At 71.2% G+C, this 13,356-nt stretch carries 17 protein-coding genes; 5 read left to right on the top strand and 12 right to left on the bottom strand.

Annotated elements, in window-relative coordinates; genetic code table 11:
- Positions 1-10: 10 nt before the first annotated feature.
- The 4 genes from CEF10_RS15515 to CEF10_RS15500 form a co-directional block, all read right to left on the bottom strand.
- A complete protein-coding gene (locus CEF10_RS15515; protein ID WP_101069090.1) occupies positions 11-1,573 on the bottom strand; it encodes a trimethylamine methyltransferase family protein in 1,563 nt (520 codons plus the stop codon).
- Positions 1,574-1,645: 72 nt separating this feature from the next.
- A complete protein-coding gene (locus CEF10_RS15510) occupies positions 1,646-2,536 on the bottom strand; it encodes a DMT family transporter (protein ID WP_101069089.1) in 891 nt (296 codons plus the stop codon).
- Complete coding sequence (locus CEF10_RS15505; RefSeq protein ID WP_101069088.1) at positions 2,533-3,222, bottom strand: HAD family hydrolase; 690 nt, start codon at positions 3,220-3,222, stop codon at positions 2,533-2,535. Before CEF10_RS15505 ends, CEF10_RS15510 begins: the two co-directional genes overlap by 4 nt.
- A 23-nt stretch (positions 3,223-3,245) precedes the next feature.
- Entirely contained in the window at positions 3,246-3,530 is a 285-nt protein-coding gene (locus CEF10_RS15500; protein ID WP_101069087.1) for a DUF3572 domain-containing protein, read from the bottom strand.
- An 87-nt stretch (positions 3,531-3,617) separates the two neighbouring features.
- On the opposite strand from CEF10_RS15500, the gene CEF10_RS17370 reads away from it, so the two are divergent.
- Entirely contained in the window at positions 3,618-5,006 is a 1,389-nt protein-coding gene (locus CEF10_RS17370) for a diguanylate cyclase (protein WP_101069086.1), read from the top strand.
- A 9-nt stretch (positions 5,007-5,015) separates the two neighbouring features.
- On the opposite strand, the gene CEF10_RS15490 is transcribed toward CEF10_RS17370, so the two are convergent.
- The 4 genes from CEF10_RS15490 to CEF10_RS15475 form a co-directional block, all read right to left on the bottom strand.
- A complete protein-coding gene (locus CEF10_RS15490; protein WP_232796536.1) occupies positions 5,016-5,477 on the bottom strand; it encodes a periplasmic heavy metal sensor in 462 nt (153 codons plus the stop codon).
- A gap of 32 nt (positions 5,478-5,509) precedes the next feature.
- On the bottom strand, positions 5,510-5,875 hold the full coding sequence (locus CEF10_RS15485; RefSeq protein ID WP_101069084.1) for a hypothetical protein: 366 nt from the start codon (positions 5,873-5,875) through the stop codon (positions 5,510-5,512).
- A complete protein-coding gene (locus CEF10_RS15480) occupies positions 5,872-6,468 on the bottom strand; it encodes an RNA polymerase sigma factor (RefSeq protein WP_101069083.1) in 597 nt (198 codons plus the stop codon). The genes CEF10_RS15485 and CEF10_RS15480 overlap by 4 nt, the downstream gene beginning before the upstream one ends.
- Before the next feature lie 78 nt (positions 6,469-6,546).
- The gene (locus CEF10_RS15475; protein WP_101069082.1) at positions 6,547-7,077 is read right to left on the bottom strand and encodes an EF-hand domain-containing protein; all 531 of its coding nucleotides are present in this window, start codon (positions 7,075-7,077) and stop codon (positions 6,547-6,549) included.
- A gap of 242 nt (positions 7,078-7,319) precedes the next feature.
- Here CEF10_RS15475 and CEF10_RS15470 point away from each other — a divergent pair, with 242 nt between their 5' ends.
- Positions 7,320-7,712: a DUF983 domain-containing protein gene (locus tag CEF10_RS15470; RefSeq protein WP_101069081.1), complete on the top strand. Its 393-nt coding sequence runs from the start codon at positions 7,320-7,322 to the stop codon at positions 7,710-7,712.
- A gap of 25 nt (positions 7,713-7,737) precedes the next feature.
- The gene (locus CEF10_RS15465) at positions 7,738-8,445 is read left to right on the top strand and encodes an NUDIX hydrolase (protein WP_101069080.1); all 708 of its coding nucleotides are present in this window, start codon (positions 7,738-7,740) and stop codon (positions 8,443-8,445) included.
- Positions 8,446-8,448: 3 nt separating this feature from the next.
- Here the strand turns inward: CEF10_RS15465 and CEF10_RS15460 are convergent, their stop codons facing one another.
- The 3 genes from CEF10_RS15460 to CEF10_RS15450 are packed head-to-tail and all read right to left on the bottom strand — an operon-like array spanning position 8,449 to position 10,468.
- Positions 8,449-9,345 carry a DMT family transporter gene (locus CEF10_RS15460; protein WP_101069079.1) on the bottom strand — a complete coding sequence of 299 codons (897 nt, stop codon included), beginning with the start codon at positions 9,343-9,345 and terminating at the stop codon, positions 8,449-8,451.
- Between the two features lie 21 nt (positions 9,346-9,366).
- The gene (locus tag CEF10_RS15455; protein WP_232796535.1) at positions 9,367-10,269 is read right to left on the bottom strand and encodes a fatty acid desaturase; all 903 of its coding nucleotides are present in this window, start codon (positions 10,267-10,269) and stop codon (positions 9,367-9,369) included.
- Positions 10,262-10,468 (bottom strand): DUF2061 domain-containing protein, encoded by a 207-nt coding sequence (locus CEF10_RS15450; protein WP_101069077.1) that lies wholly within the window; start codon positions 10,466-10,468, stop codon positions 10,262-10,264. Before CEF10_RS15450 ends, CEF10_RS15455 begins: the two co-directional genes overlap by 8 nt.
- A 107-nt stretch (positions 10,469-10,575) precedes the next feature.
- On the opposite strand from CEF10_RS15450, the gene CEF10_RS15445 reads away from it, so the two are divergent.
- A complete protein-coding gene (locus CEF10_RS15445; RefSeq protein WP_101069076.1) occupies positions 10,576-11,442 on the top strand; it encodes a helix-turn-helix domain-containing protein in 867 nt (288 codons plus the stop codon).
- 205 nt (positions 11,443-11,647) lie between these two features.
- On the opposite strand, the gene CEF10_RS15440 is transcribed toward CEF10_RS15445, so the two are convergent.
- Positions 11,648-12,691: an aldo/keto reductase gene (locus CEF10_RS15440; RefSeq protein WP_101069075.1), complete on the bottom strand. Its 1,044-nt coding sequence runs from the start codon at positions 12,689-12,691 to the stop codon at positions 11,648-11,650.
- 129 nt (positions 12,692-12,820) lie between these two features.
- Here CEF10_RS15440 and CEF10_RS15435 point away from each other — a divergent pair.
- The coding region (locus tag CEF10_RS15435) for a hypothetical protein (RefSeq protein ID WP_198586216.1) at positions 12,821-13,356 on the top strand (536 nt) is incomplete at its 3' end.

Raw genomic sequence — 13,356 nt, 5'->3', positions numbered from 1 at the left:
CGGCCCGGCGTCAGAAGTCCGTGGGCGCGCCGCCCTCGGCCTTGCGCCGCTCGACGAAGGCGGACAGCTCTTCCTGCGCGGCCGGGTCCATTACCGGGGCCTCGAACCCCGCGAGGATGTCGCGATAGACCTGGTGGGCGCGCTGCGCCGTCCAGATGCCGCCGGCGGCCTCCCACGCCTCGTAGTTGCGCCAGTCCGACAGGTAGGGCTGGTAGAAAGCGGTGGTGTAACGCTCCTGCGTGTGCTCGATGCCGAAGAAATGCCCCTGCCCGCCCACTTCGGCGATCGCGTCCACCGCGATGTCCTCGGGCGTCGTGGCCGTCAGCTTGGGGTCCATGTAGCGTTGCACCTGCTGCAACAGTTCGCAGTCCATCACGAATTTCTCGGGGCTCGCGATCAGCCCGCCCTCCAGCCAGCCGGCGGCGTGATAGATCATGTTGGCCCCCGCCTGCACGCCCGCCCACAGGCTGTTGGAGGTCTCCCACATCGCCTGCCCGTCGGGCACGTTGGCCGCGCAGACGCCGCTGGCGCGCATGGGCAGCCCGTAGAACCGCGCCAGCTGCCCGGTCATCTGCGTGGCGCGCATGTATTCGGGCGTGCCGAAGGCGGGCGCGCCCGATTTCATGTCCACGTTCGAGGTGAAGGTGCCGATCGCCGTGCAGGCGCCCGGGCGGATCACCTGCGCCAGCACCACCGCGCACAGCGATTCCGCCAGGCTTTGCGCCACCGCGCCGGCCATGGTCACCGGCGCCATGGCACCGGCGAGCGTGAATGGCGTGACGATCAGGCCCTGGTTGCGCTCGGCCAGCCGCATCCAGCCGTCGAGCATGGGGTAGTCGTGCTTGAGCGGCGAGGTCGAGTTGATGTTGGTGTACATCCGCGGCGTTGCCTCGAAATCCTCGTGGCTCAACCCGCCGGAGATGCGCACCATCTCCATCACGTCGTCCACCCGCTCGCGCCCCAGCGCGTAGGCATGGGCGACCTTGTCGGTCAGCGTGAGCTTGTCGTAGAGAACATCGAGGTGACGCACGCTGGCGTGGATGTCCTGCGGCTCGACCGGGTAGCCGCCGACGAAGTGGATGCAGTTGAAGAACTGGCTGAGCTTGAGGAAGTTGCGGCACATCTCGCGCGTGCCGGGCATCTTGCGGCCCAGCTCCATGTCCCAGAAGTTGGGCGGCGACGACACGTTGCCGAACAACAGGTTCGTGCCGCCCAGCGTGATCGCGCGGTCGGGGTTGCGCGGCGTGATGGTCCAGCTGCCCGGTGCCTTCGCGATCATCTCCATCACGAAATCGCGGCCCATGCGGACGTTCTCGCCCTCGATGTCGCAGCCGCCCGAGGCGCGCAGGATCTCCACGGCCTCGGGGTGCAGGAACGCCACGCCGATTTCCTCGAGGATGCGCATCGCGCCGTCGTGGATGGCCTGGACGCCGGCCTCGTCCAGCGGCTCGGTCGGCCGGTCGATGTTGACGGGCGGTGACCAAGGCATCTGTTCGATCGCCGCACCCCCGCGCCGCGCGGCGTTGCCCGCGCGGCCGCCACCGCGTCGTTTGCGTGCTGCCGCTGTCGCCATGTGAGCTCTCCCTGGTTGCGTCACATGCCATGGAACCACTCCGCCCCCGGGGCGCGTGTGCCGTTTTGCGACTTATCCTGTCGTTTTTTGAAGCCTTCGCCGCCCCGTGACCAGAAGATAGACCGCCAGGCTCACGATCACGACAGCCCCGCCCAGCACCATCATCGGGGTGGGCGCCGCGCCGGTGCCCAGCCAGACCCAGAACGGCCCCAGCACCGTCTCGAGCAGCAGCAGAAGGCTCACGTTGGCCGCCTGGGTGTAGCGCGATGCCAGCGACAGCCCGAAGAACGAGACCGGCAGGATCACCAGCCCGGTCACCGCGATCGCCCAGACAGTCCCCTGGCTCATCGCCGCCGGGCCGGTCACGGCCGTGCCCGTCAGCCCCGCCAGCAACGCCCCGGTGCCGATCAGCAGAAGGATCGGCAGGTCGGGGCGCGCGCGCAGCACCACGAAGTTGAGCGCGAGCACCGCGGCGACGCCCAGCCCGCCCAACGCCCCGCGCAGCGCCGCACGGTTGAGCGCGATGTCCTCCCCCGCGTCGCCGAAGACCGCGATGCCGATGCCCGACAGCACCGCCGCGATGGTGATCCACGTGGCCGGGCGCGTCGGCTCGCCCATCAGGGCACGCGCGAAAAGCGCGGCGAAGACCGGCACGGTGGCCACCCCGAACAGCACCACCGGCACCGGGGCCGCGGCGATCGACAGGCTGAACAGCGTCGCGTTGAAATACTGGCAGGCCACGATGACCAGCCCGAACCCCGAGGCCAGCGCGCCCAGGTCGCGCGCGCGTGCCCTGGCGGTCAGGCCCCAGGCGGTCAGCAGCACGAGTCCCATCAGGGTGCCGCGCCAGCCGACCATCTGGATCCCCTCCATGCCCGAGATCCGCATGAACAGCGCGTCCGGCGTGATCACCAGCGCGGAGAACGTCGCCAGCGCCAGGCCGAACAGCGGATGGCGCGTCATGGCGTCAGCCAGCGGGGGATATGGCCGATGTCGGGCAGCACCGCGTCGGCGTGCGGGGCCAGTTCCTGCGCCTCGGCCATGCCGGTGAGCACCGCGAGCACCTGCATCCCGGCCGCGCGGCCGGCGATCAGGTCGTGGGTGCTGTCGCCCACCATGGCCACGCGCGCGGGTGCATGCCCCGCCGCGCGGGCGAAGGCCAGCAGCGGGCCCGGCTCCGGCTTGGCGCCGTGCCCGGAATCGAACCCGGCGATGAAATCGAAATGCGCCTCGATGCCCGCGGTGCGCAGGTGCGCCCGTGCCCCCGCCTCGGTGTCGTTGGTCACCACGCCCAGTTGCAGCCCGCGCGCCGCGAGATCCTCGAGGAAGGGCACCAGCGGCACCGGCGGCTCCAGCGGCGCATGCGCCGCGCGGCGGGCGAGGTAATCCTCGACCTGCGCCAGCGACCAGCCGGACAACACGGAGACGAGCAACTCGGATGCCTCGCGGTGCGTGCCGGCGATCACCGGGCTGGCGGGATCGAAGCGGCCGGCGGCGAGGTCGAAACCGATGGCCCCCGCGATGCGCGCCCGCAGGCCCGCGTCGCCGCCCGAAAGCTCATCGATCACCGCCTCCGCCCAGCGGCTCCAGGTGGCATGGAAATCGAAAAGCGTTCCGTCCTTGTCGAACAGGACCGCGTCAACCTTCATGACCGCGGGCGGAGACGTGCCGTTCATGTCCAGTGAACCGTCTCGCCCCCGGGCAGGGCCGCGCGCGCGGTCATCGGCGCGCTCGGCTCGAGCCCCGCGGATGCGCAGAAATCCGTGACCCAGGCATCGTCGAGCATGACGAAATCCAGAACGGAGCCAAGGAATTCAGGGTCTTGCGCGCGCTCGCGCAGGTCGGCCTCGCCCGCGCCGGTGGCGCCGAGGAAAACCGGCAGGAGGTCCTCGTTGCCCGCCAGCCAGGCCAAGCACTTCAGTCCGACGGTTTCGGCATGGTCGCGCGAAGGGTTCATCAGTCCTAATTCCCGGAAAGGTTTTCTTAACCTCTGCCACGGATAGTCGGAGCAATCAAACGACAAACCGGAAAGGCACGGGGCCACATGTCAGGCAAAATCCTGATCGTCGACGCGGTGGCGACCAACAGGATCGTCCTAAAGGTCAAGCTTGCCGCGGCCTACTACGAGGTGGCCGAGGCCACCTCGGGCGCCGAGGCGCGCGCGCTGGCCGCGCAAACCCGGCCCGACCTCGTGCTGGCCGGCGCCGATCTGCCCGACGCGCAGGGCGCGGATCTCGTCCACGCGTTGCGCGCCGACCCCGCGCTGGCAGCCACGCCGCTGGTGCTCATGCAGGCACACGCCGACCGGCCGTCGCGCCGTGCGGCGTTGCGCGCCGGTGCCGACGACGTGCTCGAGAAACCGTTCGAGGAACAGCTTCTTCTGGCGCGGCTGCGCTGCCTTCTGCGCCGCCATCACGGCGACGACGACCTGCACCTGCACGCGGGCACCGTGCAACCCCACGGCTTCGCCGAGGCGCCGCCGCCCTTCGCGGCGCCCGGCCGCGTGGCGGTGGTTGCCCCGGACGCGCGCGCGGCGCGCGGCCTGCGCGCGCAACTGGCGGAAACCGGGCGCAACCATTTCGACGCCCTCGGCGCGGGCGAGATGATCCGCGCGGTGTCCGGGGGTGCGGCGCCCGATCTGTTCATCCTCGCGGTGCCGCCCGCCGACAGCGAATCCGCGCTGCGCATGCTGGCCGAGTTGCGGGCGCGGCCGCAGACCCGGCGCCGCCCCGTCGTCGCGGTCCTCGATGAACCCGACCAGGCCCTCGCCGCGCGCCTTCTGGACATGGGCGCCGACGATGCCGCGCTCGGGCCCACCGACCCGGAGGAACTCGCGGTGCGCCTCGACGCGCAACTGCGCCAGAAGCAGCGCAACGACCGGCTGCGCGACCGGATTCAGGACCGGTTGCGCGCGGCAATGACCGACCCGCTCACGGGGCTCTACAATCGCCGGCACGCGCTACCGTTCCTCGACCGGCTGGCGACAACCTCGGCGCAGGAGGGACGGCCGTTCGCCGTGATGGTGGCCGACCTCGACCATTTCAAGCAGGTCAACGACACCCACGGCCATGCCGCGGGCGACGCCGTGCTTTGCCGGGTGGCCCAGCTGTTGCAGGCCAACCTGCGCGGCGACGATCTGCTCGCGCGCATCGGTGGCGAGGAATTCCTGATCGCGCTGCCCGACACCCCCCGCCAGCGCGCCCGGCAGACCGCCGCACGGCTTTGCCGCATCGTGCGGCAGGCGCCGATTGAGGTCGCGGGCGCGCGCATCCCCGTCACGATCAGCATCGGGGTGGCCCTGGACGCGGGCAGGGCGGGCAACGGCGCGTCGCCCGATGTCCACGGCCTGCTGAACCGCGCCGACCGCGCGCTTTACGGCGCCAAGGCCGGCGGGCGCAACACGGTCACCTTCGCCACGCGCTCCGCTGCCTGACGGCCGCGGTCACCGCCCGTGATGGCGGCGATGCTCTGCCAGAACCGCACGCAGCCGCCCGGCATAGGCCGCGCGTTCGGCCTCGCTCATTTCGTTCAGACGGTCGAGCAGCAGTTCCTGACCCACCGCGAGACGTTCGGCCAGCACCGACCGCTGGCGTTCCAGGTGCGCGGCGACCGCGTCCGCGTCAAACGGACCGGCCTCGAGATCGGCGATGAGCGCCTCGAACGCCGCGCGGATCTCGGCGCGGGCCGGGCGCCCGTCGTGGTAGGCCCGCCGCATCCCGCGCGCGATGGCCCGGCGATCCTGGGGCGCCAGCGCGCGGGTCAGCGGCCCGCCGACGCCGTCAAGGCGCGGCGCGTGGTGCCCCCGCCAGGGCTTGTGCGTGATCACCGCGCCCGCGACCGCCCCCACGACCAGCAGGTTCAACGCCAGCGATCCCGCCAATACCAGCCGCAGCCAGAGTTTCATGCGGGGCGGCCCCGGTTGCGTTTCGTTGGTCATCACGACGGTCCCTCGCTTGCATCGAATGCCGTCGCCGGCATCACGTCGACGGTGTAGAGCGCGGCATCGGGCGTCAGCAGCCCCCCGGCGGCCGTCTGAAGGCCCACCGGCGGGAACGCCCCGATCCAGACGCCGGCGAGCGTCGCGCAGGCCAGCCCGGCAACAGCCGGCCAACCGCCCAGGGCCCGCAGCAACTCGGCCCAGCGTCCCCGCGCCGGCGCGGCCACGTCCGGCGCCGCCGCCTGCTCGGCCAGGGCATCGGCCATCACCCGTGCCATCAGCGCATCGGGCGGCGACGGCGCGTGCTGCCGCGCGGCCTCGAAATGCGCCTTCAGCGCGGTGCTGTCCATGTCAGTCTCGGTCATGCGTCATACCCCAGGTCCGCGCGCCGGCCTTCGAGTTCGGCGGCCAGCGCCCGCCGCCCGCGCGCCGTCAGGCTTTCGACGGCCTCGGTGCTGGTCTCCATGATCTCGGCGATGCGCGGGTTGGCAAGCCCCTCGATGTGCCGCAGCACCAACGCCTGCCGCTGCCGTAGCGGCAAACGCGCCAGCGCCGCCTGCAGCGCCGCGGCGCGATCGGCACTCTGCAGGGCCTCCTCGGCCCCCGGCGCGCCACCGGGCGGCTCGGGCACGGCGTCCAGGTCGAACGAATCGCGCCCGGCCCGCCGCAGCCGGTCGGTGCACAGGTTGGCGACCACGCGATACAGCCATGTCGTCACCCGCGCCTCCCCCGGTCGCCAGCGCGGTGCGGTGCGCCAGAGCCGCAGCATCGCCTCCTGCGCGATGTCCTCGGCCTCGGCATGGTTGCCCAGAAGCCGCACTGCGTGCGCGTAGGCCCGCGGCACCAGGCGCTGCGTGAGCAGCCGCGCGGCAGCGGCATCACCGTCGGCGAAGCGCGCCACAAGCGCATCGTCCGCCCCTTCGGCATCCTGGTCCATCGCGTCGCGCGGCATCCGCATGATCCCGGCCTAGCCCGCCCGTGGGCCGGTTACAATCGCGCCGGGCCGGCCGGGCGCGCCCGGCCGGCCCGTGCCACGTCAGTTCCGGCCACCGCGCGGGCCGCGCATCGGCCTGGCGTCGAACTCATCGGCCGAGATGGCGCCGTCGCCGTCGGCATCCAGGCGTTCGAACATCATCGCGCCACGGCTCGCACGCATCTCTTCCAGCGTGATCCTGCCGTCGCCGTCGACGTCGCGGCGCTCCATCATCCGCGCCACGCGGTCGGCCATGCGCGCCTGTATCCGCGCGCTGATCTCCTCCTCGGTCAATGCGCCGTCACCGTCCGCGTCGGCGGCCGCGAACCGCGCCTGCATCGGCGAGGTCATCTCGGTGCGAGAGATCTTGCCGTCGCCGTCAACGTCCATGCGATCGAACATCGCGCCGCCCTGGCCGTGGCCCTTCATCATGCCACCTTGGCGCGCCCCGTGCATCATCCCGTGCATCATCCCGTGCGGGCAGCCCTGTTTGCCGTATCCCTGCATCATGCCCTGTGCACCGGCCGGGGATACCATCCAGATGCCCGCACCCAGCGCGGCGGTCAGGGCGAGGATTGCTGTCGTCTTCGTCATCGGTCTCTCCTGTCAAGTGTCCACCCGGGCCATGCCGGGCCTTGTTCGGCGGACGCGGCGGGCATTGCCCCGTGCATCCGATACCTGATACGTGGCCCGGACAGATTTCCGTCGCGGCGAGGTGCCGGTTTTTTCATCCCCGGCGCGCACAGGTTTGCGACATGGCGCCGCAACGACGTCGGCGCGCCTTTCTATGACCGCCGGGTTGCCCCACGTTGGGGGCAGTTTTGGAAGGAAACGCGATGAACGACGAAACGGCAAAGCTTGCGGAACGCCCGCTGTGGCCCGCCGTCTGGAAGGGGTTGCGCCGGCGCTGCCCGAACTGCGGCGCGGGGCCGATGCTGAAAAGCTATCTCCAGGTCCGCGACACCTGCACGGTGTGCCGCGAGGAACTGCTTCACCACCGCGCCGACGACGGGCCGGCGTATCTGACGATCCTGATCGTGGGGCACCTGATGGCGCCGCTGCTGCACGTCGCCTTCGTGACGTGGCGGCCCGAGCCGCTGGTCCTGTTCACGATTTTCGCGGTTGGCTGCGTGACGCTATCGCTGTACCTTCTGCCGCGGCTGAAGGGGGCGATGGTGGCCTTCCAGTGGGCCCGGCTGATGCACGGGTTCGGCGGGGACCACAGCTGATCCTTTCGCGCCGGAAAGGTCAGGCATGAGCAGCGACACCACCGACAAGAGCGCGATCCGCGACGCCGCCACCGTCATCGCGCTGCGCGACCGCGAGACCGCGCCGCGCGTTCTGATGGGCCAGCGGGGATCGGGCGCCGCCTTCATGCCCAGCAAGTTCGTCTTTCCCGGCGGCGCGCTGGACACGGACGACGCGCGCGTGCCGCTTGCGCGCCCGTTGCCGGCCGTGTGCGCCGCCCGCCTGCAGGAAGATTGCGACGTTGACCTGTCGCACGCTCTGGCCGCCGCCGCGATCCGCGAACTGTGGGAGGAAACGGGCCTCGCGCTTGGCTTGCCCGGCGCATGGGACGCGCCCCCGCCCGACTGGAAAGACTTCGCCGCCAAGGGCCTGCGGCCCTCGGCGCACGCGCTGCAGTTCGTTTTCCGCGCCATCACCCCGCCGGGCCGGCCGCGGCGCTTCGATGCGCGGTTCTTCCTCGTGGACGCCGGCGAGATCGCCGGCGACCTCGACGATTTCTCCGGCGCACAGGACGAGTTGTCGCACCTGCACTGGGTGCCGTTGGCCGAGGCGCGCGCGCTCGACCTGCCGTTCATCACCGAGGTGGTGCTGGCCGAGGTCGCCGCGCGCGCTCACGACCCGAACCCGCCCGAGACGGTGCCCTTCTTCCGCAACGACGACGAGGAAAGCCTGCTGCTGCGGCTGCGCGGCGCGGGGCACGAACGCGCCCTGTGACGGTCAGGCGACCAGCACCAGCGCCACGATGCTCGCCGTCAGCAGCGCGATGCCCGACATCTCGCGCAGTGTCGTGCGTTCACGGAACACCAGCGCCGAGACCGCGAGCGAGAAGATCACCTCCACCTGCCCCACCGCAAAGACCAGCGCCGCGTTCTGCAGGGTGAAGGCCGTGAACCAGCACAGGCTGCCGCCAAGGCTGCAAAGCCCCATCGCCAGCCCCGGGCGCGCGGCAGCGGCCACGCGGGCCAGCTGTGCCCGGTCGCGCCACGCCAGCCAGAAGGCCATGCCCATCGCCTGCGCGGCGGTCACAACCGCCAGCGTGACGACGGCGCGCAGCAGGGGCAGGTCGCTGGCCACCTCCAGCGTCGCGCCGCGGTAACCCACCGCCGAGACGGCGAACAGCGCGCCCGAGGCCAGCCCGAGCCCAGCGGCGCGGTTGAATACGCCCTGCCGCGCGACACTGTCCGGCCCCCGCGAGAGGACCAGCACGCCGGCCAGCCCGCCTGCGATCGCCGCCAGCGCCGCCGGTCCCGTCCGATCGCCCAGCAGCACGAAGCCGACCAGCGCAGTCTGCAGCACCTCGGTCTTCTTCAGGGTGATGCCCACGGCAAAGTTGCGCCGCGCGAAAAGCGCGACCACGCACCAGGTGGCCAGGATCTGCGCCAGCCCCCCGCCCAGCGCATGGGCCCAGAACGCGGGCGAAAGCCGCGGCAGCCCCGCGCCGGTCGCGCCCAGGGCCACCCCCGCCAGCAGCGCGGCGAAGGGGGCCGACCACGCGAACCGCGCGAATGTCGCGCCCAGCGCGGACAGCGCGCCCATGCTCAGCTGCTTCTGCAGCATGAACCGCAGCGTCTGGAAGGCCGCCGCGGCGACCGACAGGATGATCCAGGCCTCCATGCGGCCCGTGATGCCCCGGAATCACTCCCTGGGCCAGAGCGGATGCGGCACCGGGTCCTTCGCGCGCAGGAAATGCCGGCGGAAGATCTCGCCGTAGGAGCGGTAGAGGTAGCCGCCGTTGCGGCTCAGGTAATGCGCGCGGTTGCGGGCGTAGAGTCGCGGCAGTTCGTACCACGGCACGGCCGGGTGCATGTGATGGACAACGTGAAGGTTGTTGTTGAGGAAGATCCACGCCAGCGGGCCGCGATCCTCGATGATGACCGTGCGGCCGCTGGCGCGTTCGTGCGCGCGGTGTTCAAGGAAGGTGCGGATCTTCAGGATCGCCAGCCCGATGTAGGCCGACAGGAGGTAGGCCCAGACCGGGATCGGCGCCCAGAGCACCCAGGCCAGCACCAGCGCCGCCGCCGGCAGATGCACCAGCCAGGCCTGCGCCACGGCCCGGTCGCCCGCGCGGATCGCTCGCCAGTCCCCGGCCATGAAGGCGATCTGCCCGATCAGCGGGCCGAGGACAAGACGGCCGGCCAGCGTGTTGTTGACCCGAAGAACGGCCTGCACCCACCCCGGCAGGGTCCGCCACACGGCAGGGTCCCAGAAATTCGATTCCGGGTCGTCGTAGGGGTCGGTCAGGTTGGAATCCTGGTGATGGGCAAGGTGCGTGTCGCGGAACCGGCGGTAAGGCACCACCAGCGTCAGCGCGGGAAAGACCAGCGCCTCGTTCAGACCCTCGTTGCGGAAGGGATGGCCGTGCAGCGCCTCGTGGCACAGCGAGGAATGCCAGGCGATGAACAGCCCCGTCACCACGATGCCCAGCGGCAGCCAGGCCGCGGCGGCCCATGTGGTGCCCAGCGCCCAGCCGCCGTAGCACAGCGCAAGCAACGCCAGCGTCGGCCACTCGATCCGCGCGCCCCGCGCCCGCTCAGCCACGGCGCACCCCCCAGGCGATGCGCGCCCAGACACGTTCGTAGACGACATAGCAGCACAGCCCGACCCCGGTGTTGAGCACGGCGAGCATGCCCCCCAGCCGCGCCGACCCGGTCGCGACCAGCCCGACAAGGGCCATCGTGACCAGACCAAGGACATTCCAAAGAACAGCCTTCACCAACGTGCGCTGCCGCGTCTCCATCGTTCACCTCGTTTTCGTTGATCGCCATCTTGTTACCTTGAGCGGGCCCGGCTGCGGGAGTCCGTATATGGTTAACATTTTTCCGCAATGTTGTTATTTATGAACACATGAGTGAAAAAACCGACAAACGGCAAAGGGCCGACCTGTTCCGCACGCGCCTGTCCGAGGCGATGCGCCAGCGCGGCACCAGCCAGAGCGCGCTGGCCCGCGCCGTGGGCGTGGACCGCTCGACCGTCTCGCAGCTGCTCGCCGGCACCGGGGCGCGCCTGCCCAACGCGCAGGTGGTCGGCGAATGCGCCGCGACCCTCGGCGTCTCGGCCGACTGGCTGCTCGGGCTGACCGACCGCCCCGAAACGGCCGCCGACATCCTCGCGACCTCGCTGTCGCTGACCGAGGCGCCGCGCGCGCTGGTCGACGAACAGATCTTCGCCTGGCACCGCGAGGCGGCGGGCTACAAGATCCGCCACGTGCCCGCTGGCCTGCCCGACATGCTCAAGACCCGCGCGATGCTGGAATGGGAATACGCCCCCCACCTGGGCCGCAGCACCGACCAGGCGATCGGGGCCTCGCACGACCGGCTGGCGTGGATGCGCGGCACGCAGTCGGACTACGAGATCGCGCTGCCCATGTTCGAGATCGACAGCTTCGCGCGCGGCGAGGGCTATTACGAGGGGCTGCCGGTCACGGTGCGCCGCGCCCAGATCGACCGGTTCCTCGAGGTGACCGAGCAGCTCTACCCGCGCCTGCGGCTCTACCTGTTCGACGCGCGCCGGGTCTACTCGGCCCCGGTCACGGTCTTCGGCCCGCTCCTGGCGGTGATCTACATCGGCCGGAACTACCTCGCGTTCCGCGACACCGAACGGGTGCAGGCGATCACCGCACATTTCGACCACCTCGTGCGCGAGGCCGCCGTCACCGCCCGCGAACTGCCCGGTTACCTGCGCCGGCACCGGGACGCGCTCGCGCGCCGCTGACCGCACCCTGCCGCTGGCGCCCGCACGCGCGGCCGCCGGCGGATGCCTCCGGCGGGAGTATTTCGGGCAAGATGAAGACGAGGGGGCACACCCGTCTTCACCTTGGCACAAGTACTCCGGGGAGCGTGAGGGGCTGGCCCCTCACACCGGGAATCGTGCGCGGCGCAGCCGCACCGCCTGGCAGCGGCCCGGCTGCGCCAGGCGGTCAGAAGGGCATCGGGTGGGCGCGGTGCGCCGCGTCGATCTCGTCCAGCACTTCCTGCGACAGCGTTGTTTCGGCCGCATCGAGTGCAAGGTCGAGTTGCGCCATCGTCCGCGCGCCGAAGATGACCGAGGTCATGAAGGGGCGAGTCAGGCACCATGCCAGCGCCATCCGGGACGGGTCCAGCCCGTGGCGCCGCGCGATGTCCAGGTAGGCGTCCACCGCCGCGAAGGCGCGGGCGGTGGCGCGCCCGCCCAGCGTTTCGTTGAGCGTCATGCGCGAGCTCGCGGGCACCGCGCCGCCCTGGTACTTGCCGGTCAGCAGCCCCGCGGCCAGCGGCGAGAAGGCCAGAAGGCCGACATCCTCGTTCACGGCCAGTTCCGCGAGGTCGGTGTCGAACAGCCGGCACATCAGCGAATACTCGTTCTGGATGGCGGCGGGGCGCGGCCCGGCCGTCGCCTCGGCCGCGCGCAGCCATTGCGCCGTGCCCCAGGCGGTTTCGTTGGACAGGCCGAAGTGGCGGATGTTGCCCTTGTCCACCTGTGCCCGCAGCGCCTCGAGCGTCTCGTGCATGTTGCCCAGCGTCCGTGCGCGGTCCTGCCCGGAGGGATCGTAGCTCCAGTTCTGCCGGAACATGTAGCTGCCCCGGTTCGGCCAGTGGAACTGGTAGAGGTCGATGCAGTCGGTCCCGAGCCGCCGCAGCGACCCCTCGATCGCGCCCGGGATCGTCTCGGCGGTGATGGGCGCGCCGCCGCGGGCGTGGCGGAACCCCTCGCCGGAATGCTTGGTGGCCAGGATCACCGCGTCGCGGCGGCCGGACTTGGCGACCCATTCGCCGATGATCTCCTCGGTGCGGCCGACCGTCTCGGCCCGGGTCGGGTTGACCGGGTACATCTCGGCGGTGTCGATGAGGTTCACCCCCCGCTCGAGCGCGCGGTCGATCTGGGCGTGGCCCTCCGCGGGCGTGTTCTGTGTCCCCCACGTCATCGACCCCAGGCAGAGTTCGCTGACCATGAGGCCGGTGCGGCCCAGCGGGTTCATTTTCATGATGCGTCGGTCCTTTTTCCGGCTGTCTCCTCTTGGGCGCGAACCCTAACGTTTCTGACGGGCACGTCACCCCGGATTTTCCCGGGTCCGCCGTTGAGAACAAAAAAGGAACATACTATCCTCGCGGGCATGGAAACCGCCGCCGCCCTGCTCGATCGTCGCCCGCACCGCCGCCGCCCCGCGCTGGAGGTCGCGGGCGGCCTCGCCCTGCCGCTGGCCCGCGCGCACGAGGTCTGCGGCCCCGCCCGGCGCACGCTTGCGATGATCGTCGCCGGCGCGACCGGGGGGCCGGTGTTCTGGATCGCGCCGGGCTGGCAGGCGGGCGGGCTGAACCCCGACGGCATGGCGGCTTTCGCCGAGCCGGGGCGCTTCACCTTCCTCGCGCCGCAGCGCGCCGAGGACCTGCTGTGGACACTGGAGGAGGCGCTGCGCAGCGGCGCGGTGCCGCTGGTGGTGGCCGAACTGCCCGAGGCGCCGGGGCTGACACCGGTGCGCCGGCTGCACCTGGCCGCCGAGACCGGCGCGGCCGAGGGGGCGCATGCCCCGCTGGGGCTGCTGCTCACGCCGGGCGACGGCGGCGCGGCGGGCGTCGAGACGCGCTGGCACATGGCCCCCGCCCACGACAGCGAGACCCGCGCCTGGACGCTCGCGCGGCGCCGCGCGCG

The organism is Roseovarius salinarum, from assembly GCF_002834145.1.
Lineage (GTDB): Bacteria > Pseudomonadota > Alphaproteobacteria > Rhodobacterales > Rhodobacteraceae > Roseovarius > Roseovarius salinarum.
The sequence above is the reverse complement of the archived record's forward strand: the minus strand, read 5'-3'. Positions and strand labels throughout refer to the sequence as shown.

What these genes read in the sequence shown, in the direction of transcription:
- CEF10_RS15480 (WP_101069083.1), bottom strand. Translation starts at nt 6,468, where the DNA reads ATGCGGATGCCGCGCGACGCGATGGACCAGGATGCCGAAGGGGCGGAC.
- CEF10_RS15475 (WP_101069082.1), bottom strand. Translation starts at nt 7,077, where the DNA reads ATGACGAAGACGACAGCAATCCTCGCCCTGACCGCCGCGCTGGGTGCG.
- CEF10_RS15460 (WP_101069079.1), bottom strand. Translation starts at nt 9,345, where the DNA reads ATGGAGGCCTGGATCATCCTGTCGGTCGCCGCGGCGGCCTTCCAGACG.
- CEF10_RS15465 (WP_101069080.1), top strand. Translation starts at nt 7,738, where the DNA reads ATGAGCAGCGACACCACCGACAAGAGCGCGATCCGCGACGCCGCCACC.
- CEF10_RS15440 (WP_101069075.1), bottom strand. Translation starts at nt 12,691, where the DNA reads ATGAAAATGAACCCGCTGGGCCGCACCGGCCTCATGGTCAGCGAACTC.
- CEF10_RS15515 (WP_101069090.1), bottom strand. Translation starts at nt 1,573, where the DNA reads ATGGCGACAGCGGCAGCACGCAAACGACGCGGTGGCGGCCGCGCGGGC.
- CEF10_RS15485 (WP_101069084.1), bottom strand. Translation starts at nt 5,875, where the DNA reads ATGACCGAGACTGACATGGACAGCACCGCGCTGAAGGCGCATTTCGAG.
- CEF10_RS15490 (WP_232796536.1), bottom strand. Translation starts at nt 5,477, where the DNA reads ATGAAACTCTGGCTGCGGCTGGTATTGGCGGGATCGCTGGCGTTGAAC.
- CEF10_RS17370 (WP_101069086.1), top strand. Translation starts at nt 3,618, where the DNA reads ATGTCAGGCAAAATCCTGATCGTCGACGCGGTGGCGACCAACAGGATC.
- CEF10_RS15445 (WP_101069076.1), top strand. Translation starts at nt 10,576, where the DNA reads ATGAGTGAAAAAACCGACAAACGGCAAAGGGCCGACCTGTTCCGCACG.
- CEF10_RS15505 (WP_101069088.1), bottom strand. Translation starts at nt 3,222, where the DNA reads ATGAAGGTTGACGCGGTCCTGTTCGACAAGGACGGAACGCTTTTCGAT.
- CEF10_RS15450 (WP_101069077.1), bottom strand. Translation starts at nt 10,468, where the DNA reads ATGGAGACGCGGCAGCGCACGTTGGTGAAGGCTGTTCTTTGGAATGTC.
- CEF10_RS15470 (WP_101069081.1), top strand. Translation starts at nt 7,320, where the DNA reads ATGAACGACGAAACGGCAAAGCTTGCGGAACGCCCGCTGTGGCCCGCC.
- CEF10_RS15500 (WP_101069087.1), bottom strand. Translation starts at nt 3,530, where the DNA reads ATGAACCCTTCGCGCGACCATGCCGAAACCGTCGGACTGAAGTGCTTG.
- CEF10_RS15510 (WP_101069089.1), bottom strand. Translation starts at nt 2,536, where the DNA reads ATGACGCGCCATCCGCTGTTCGGCCTGGCGCTGGCGACGTTCTCCGCG.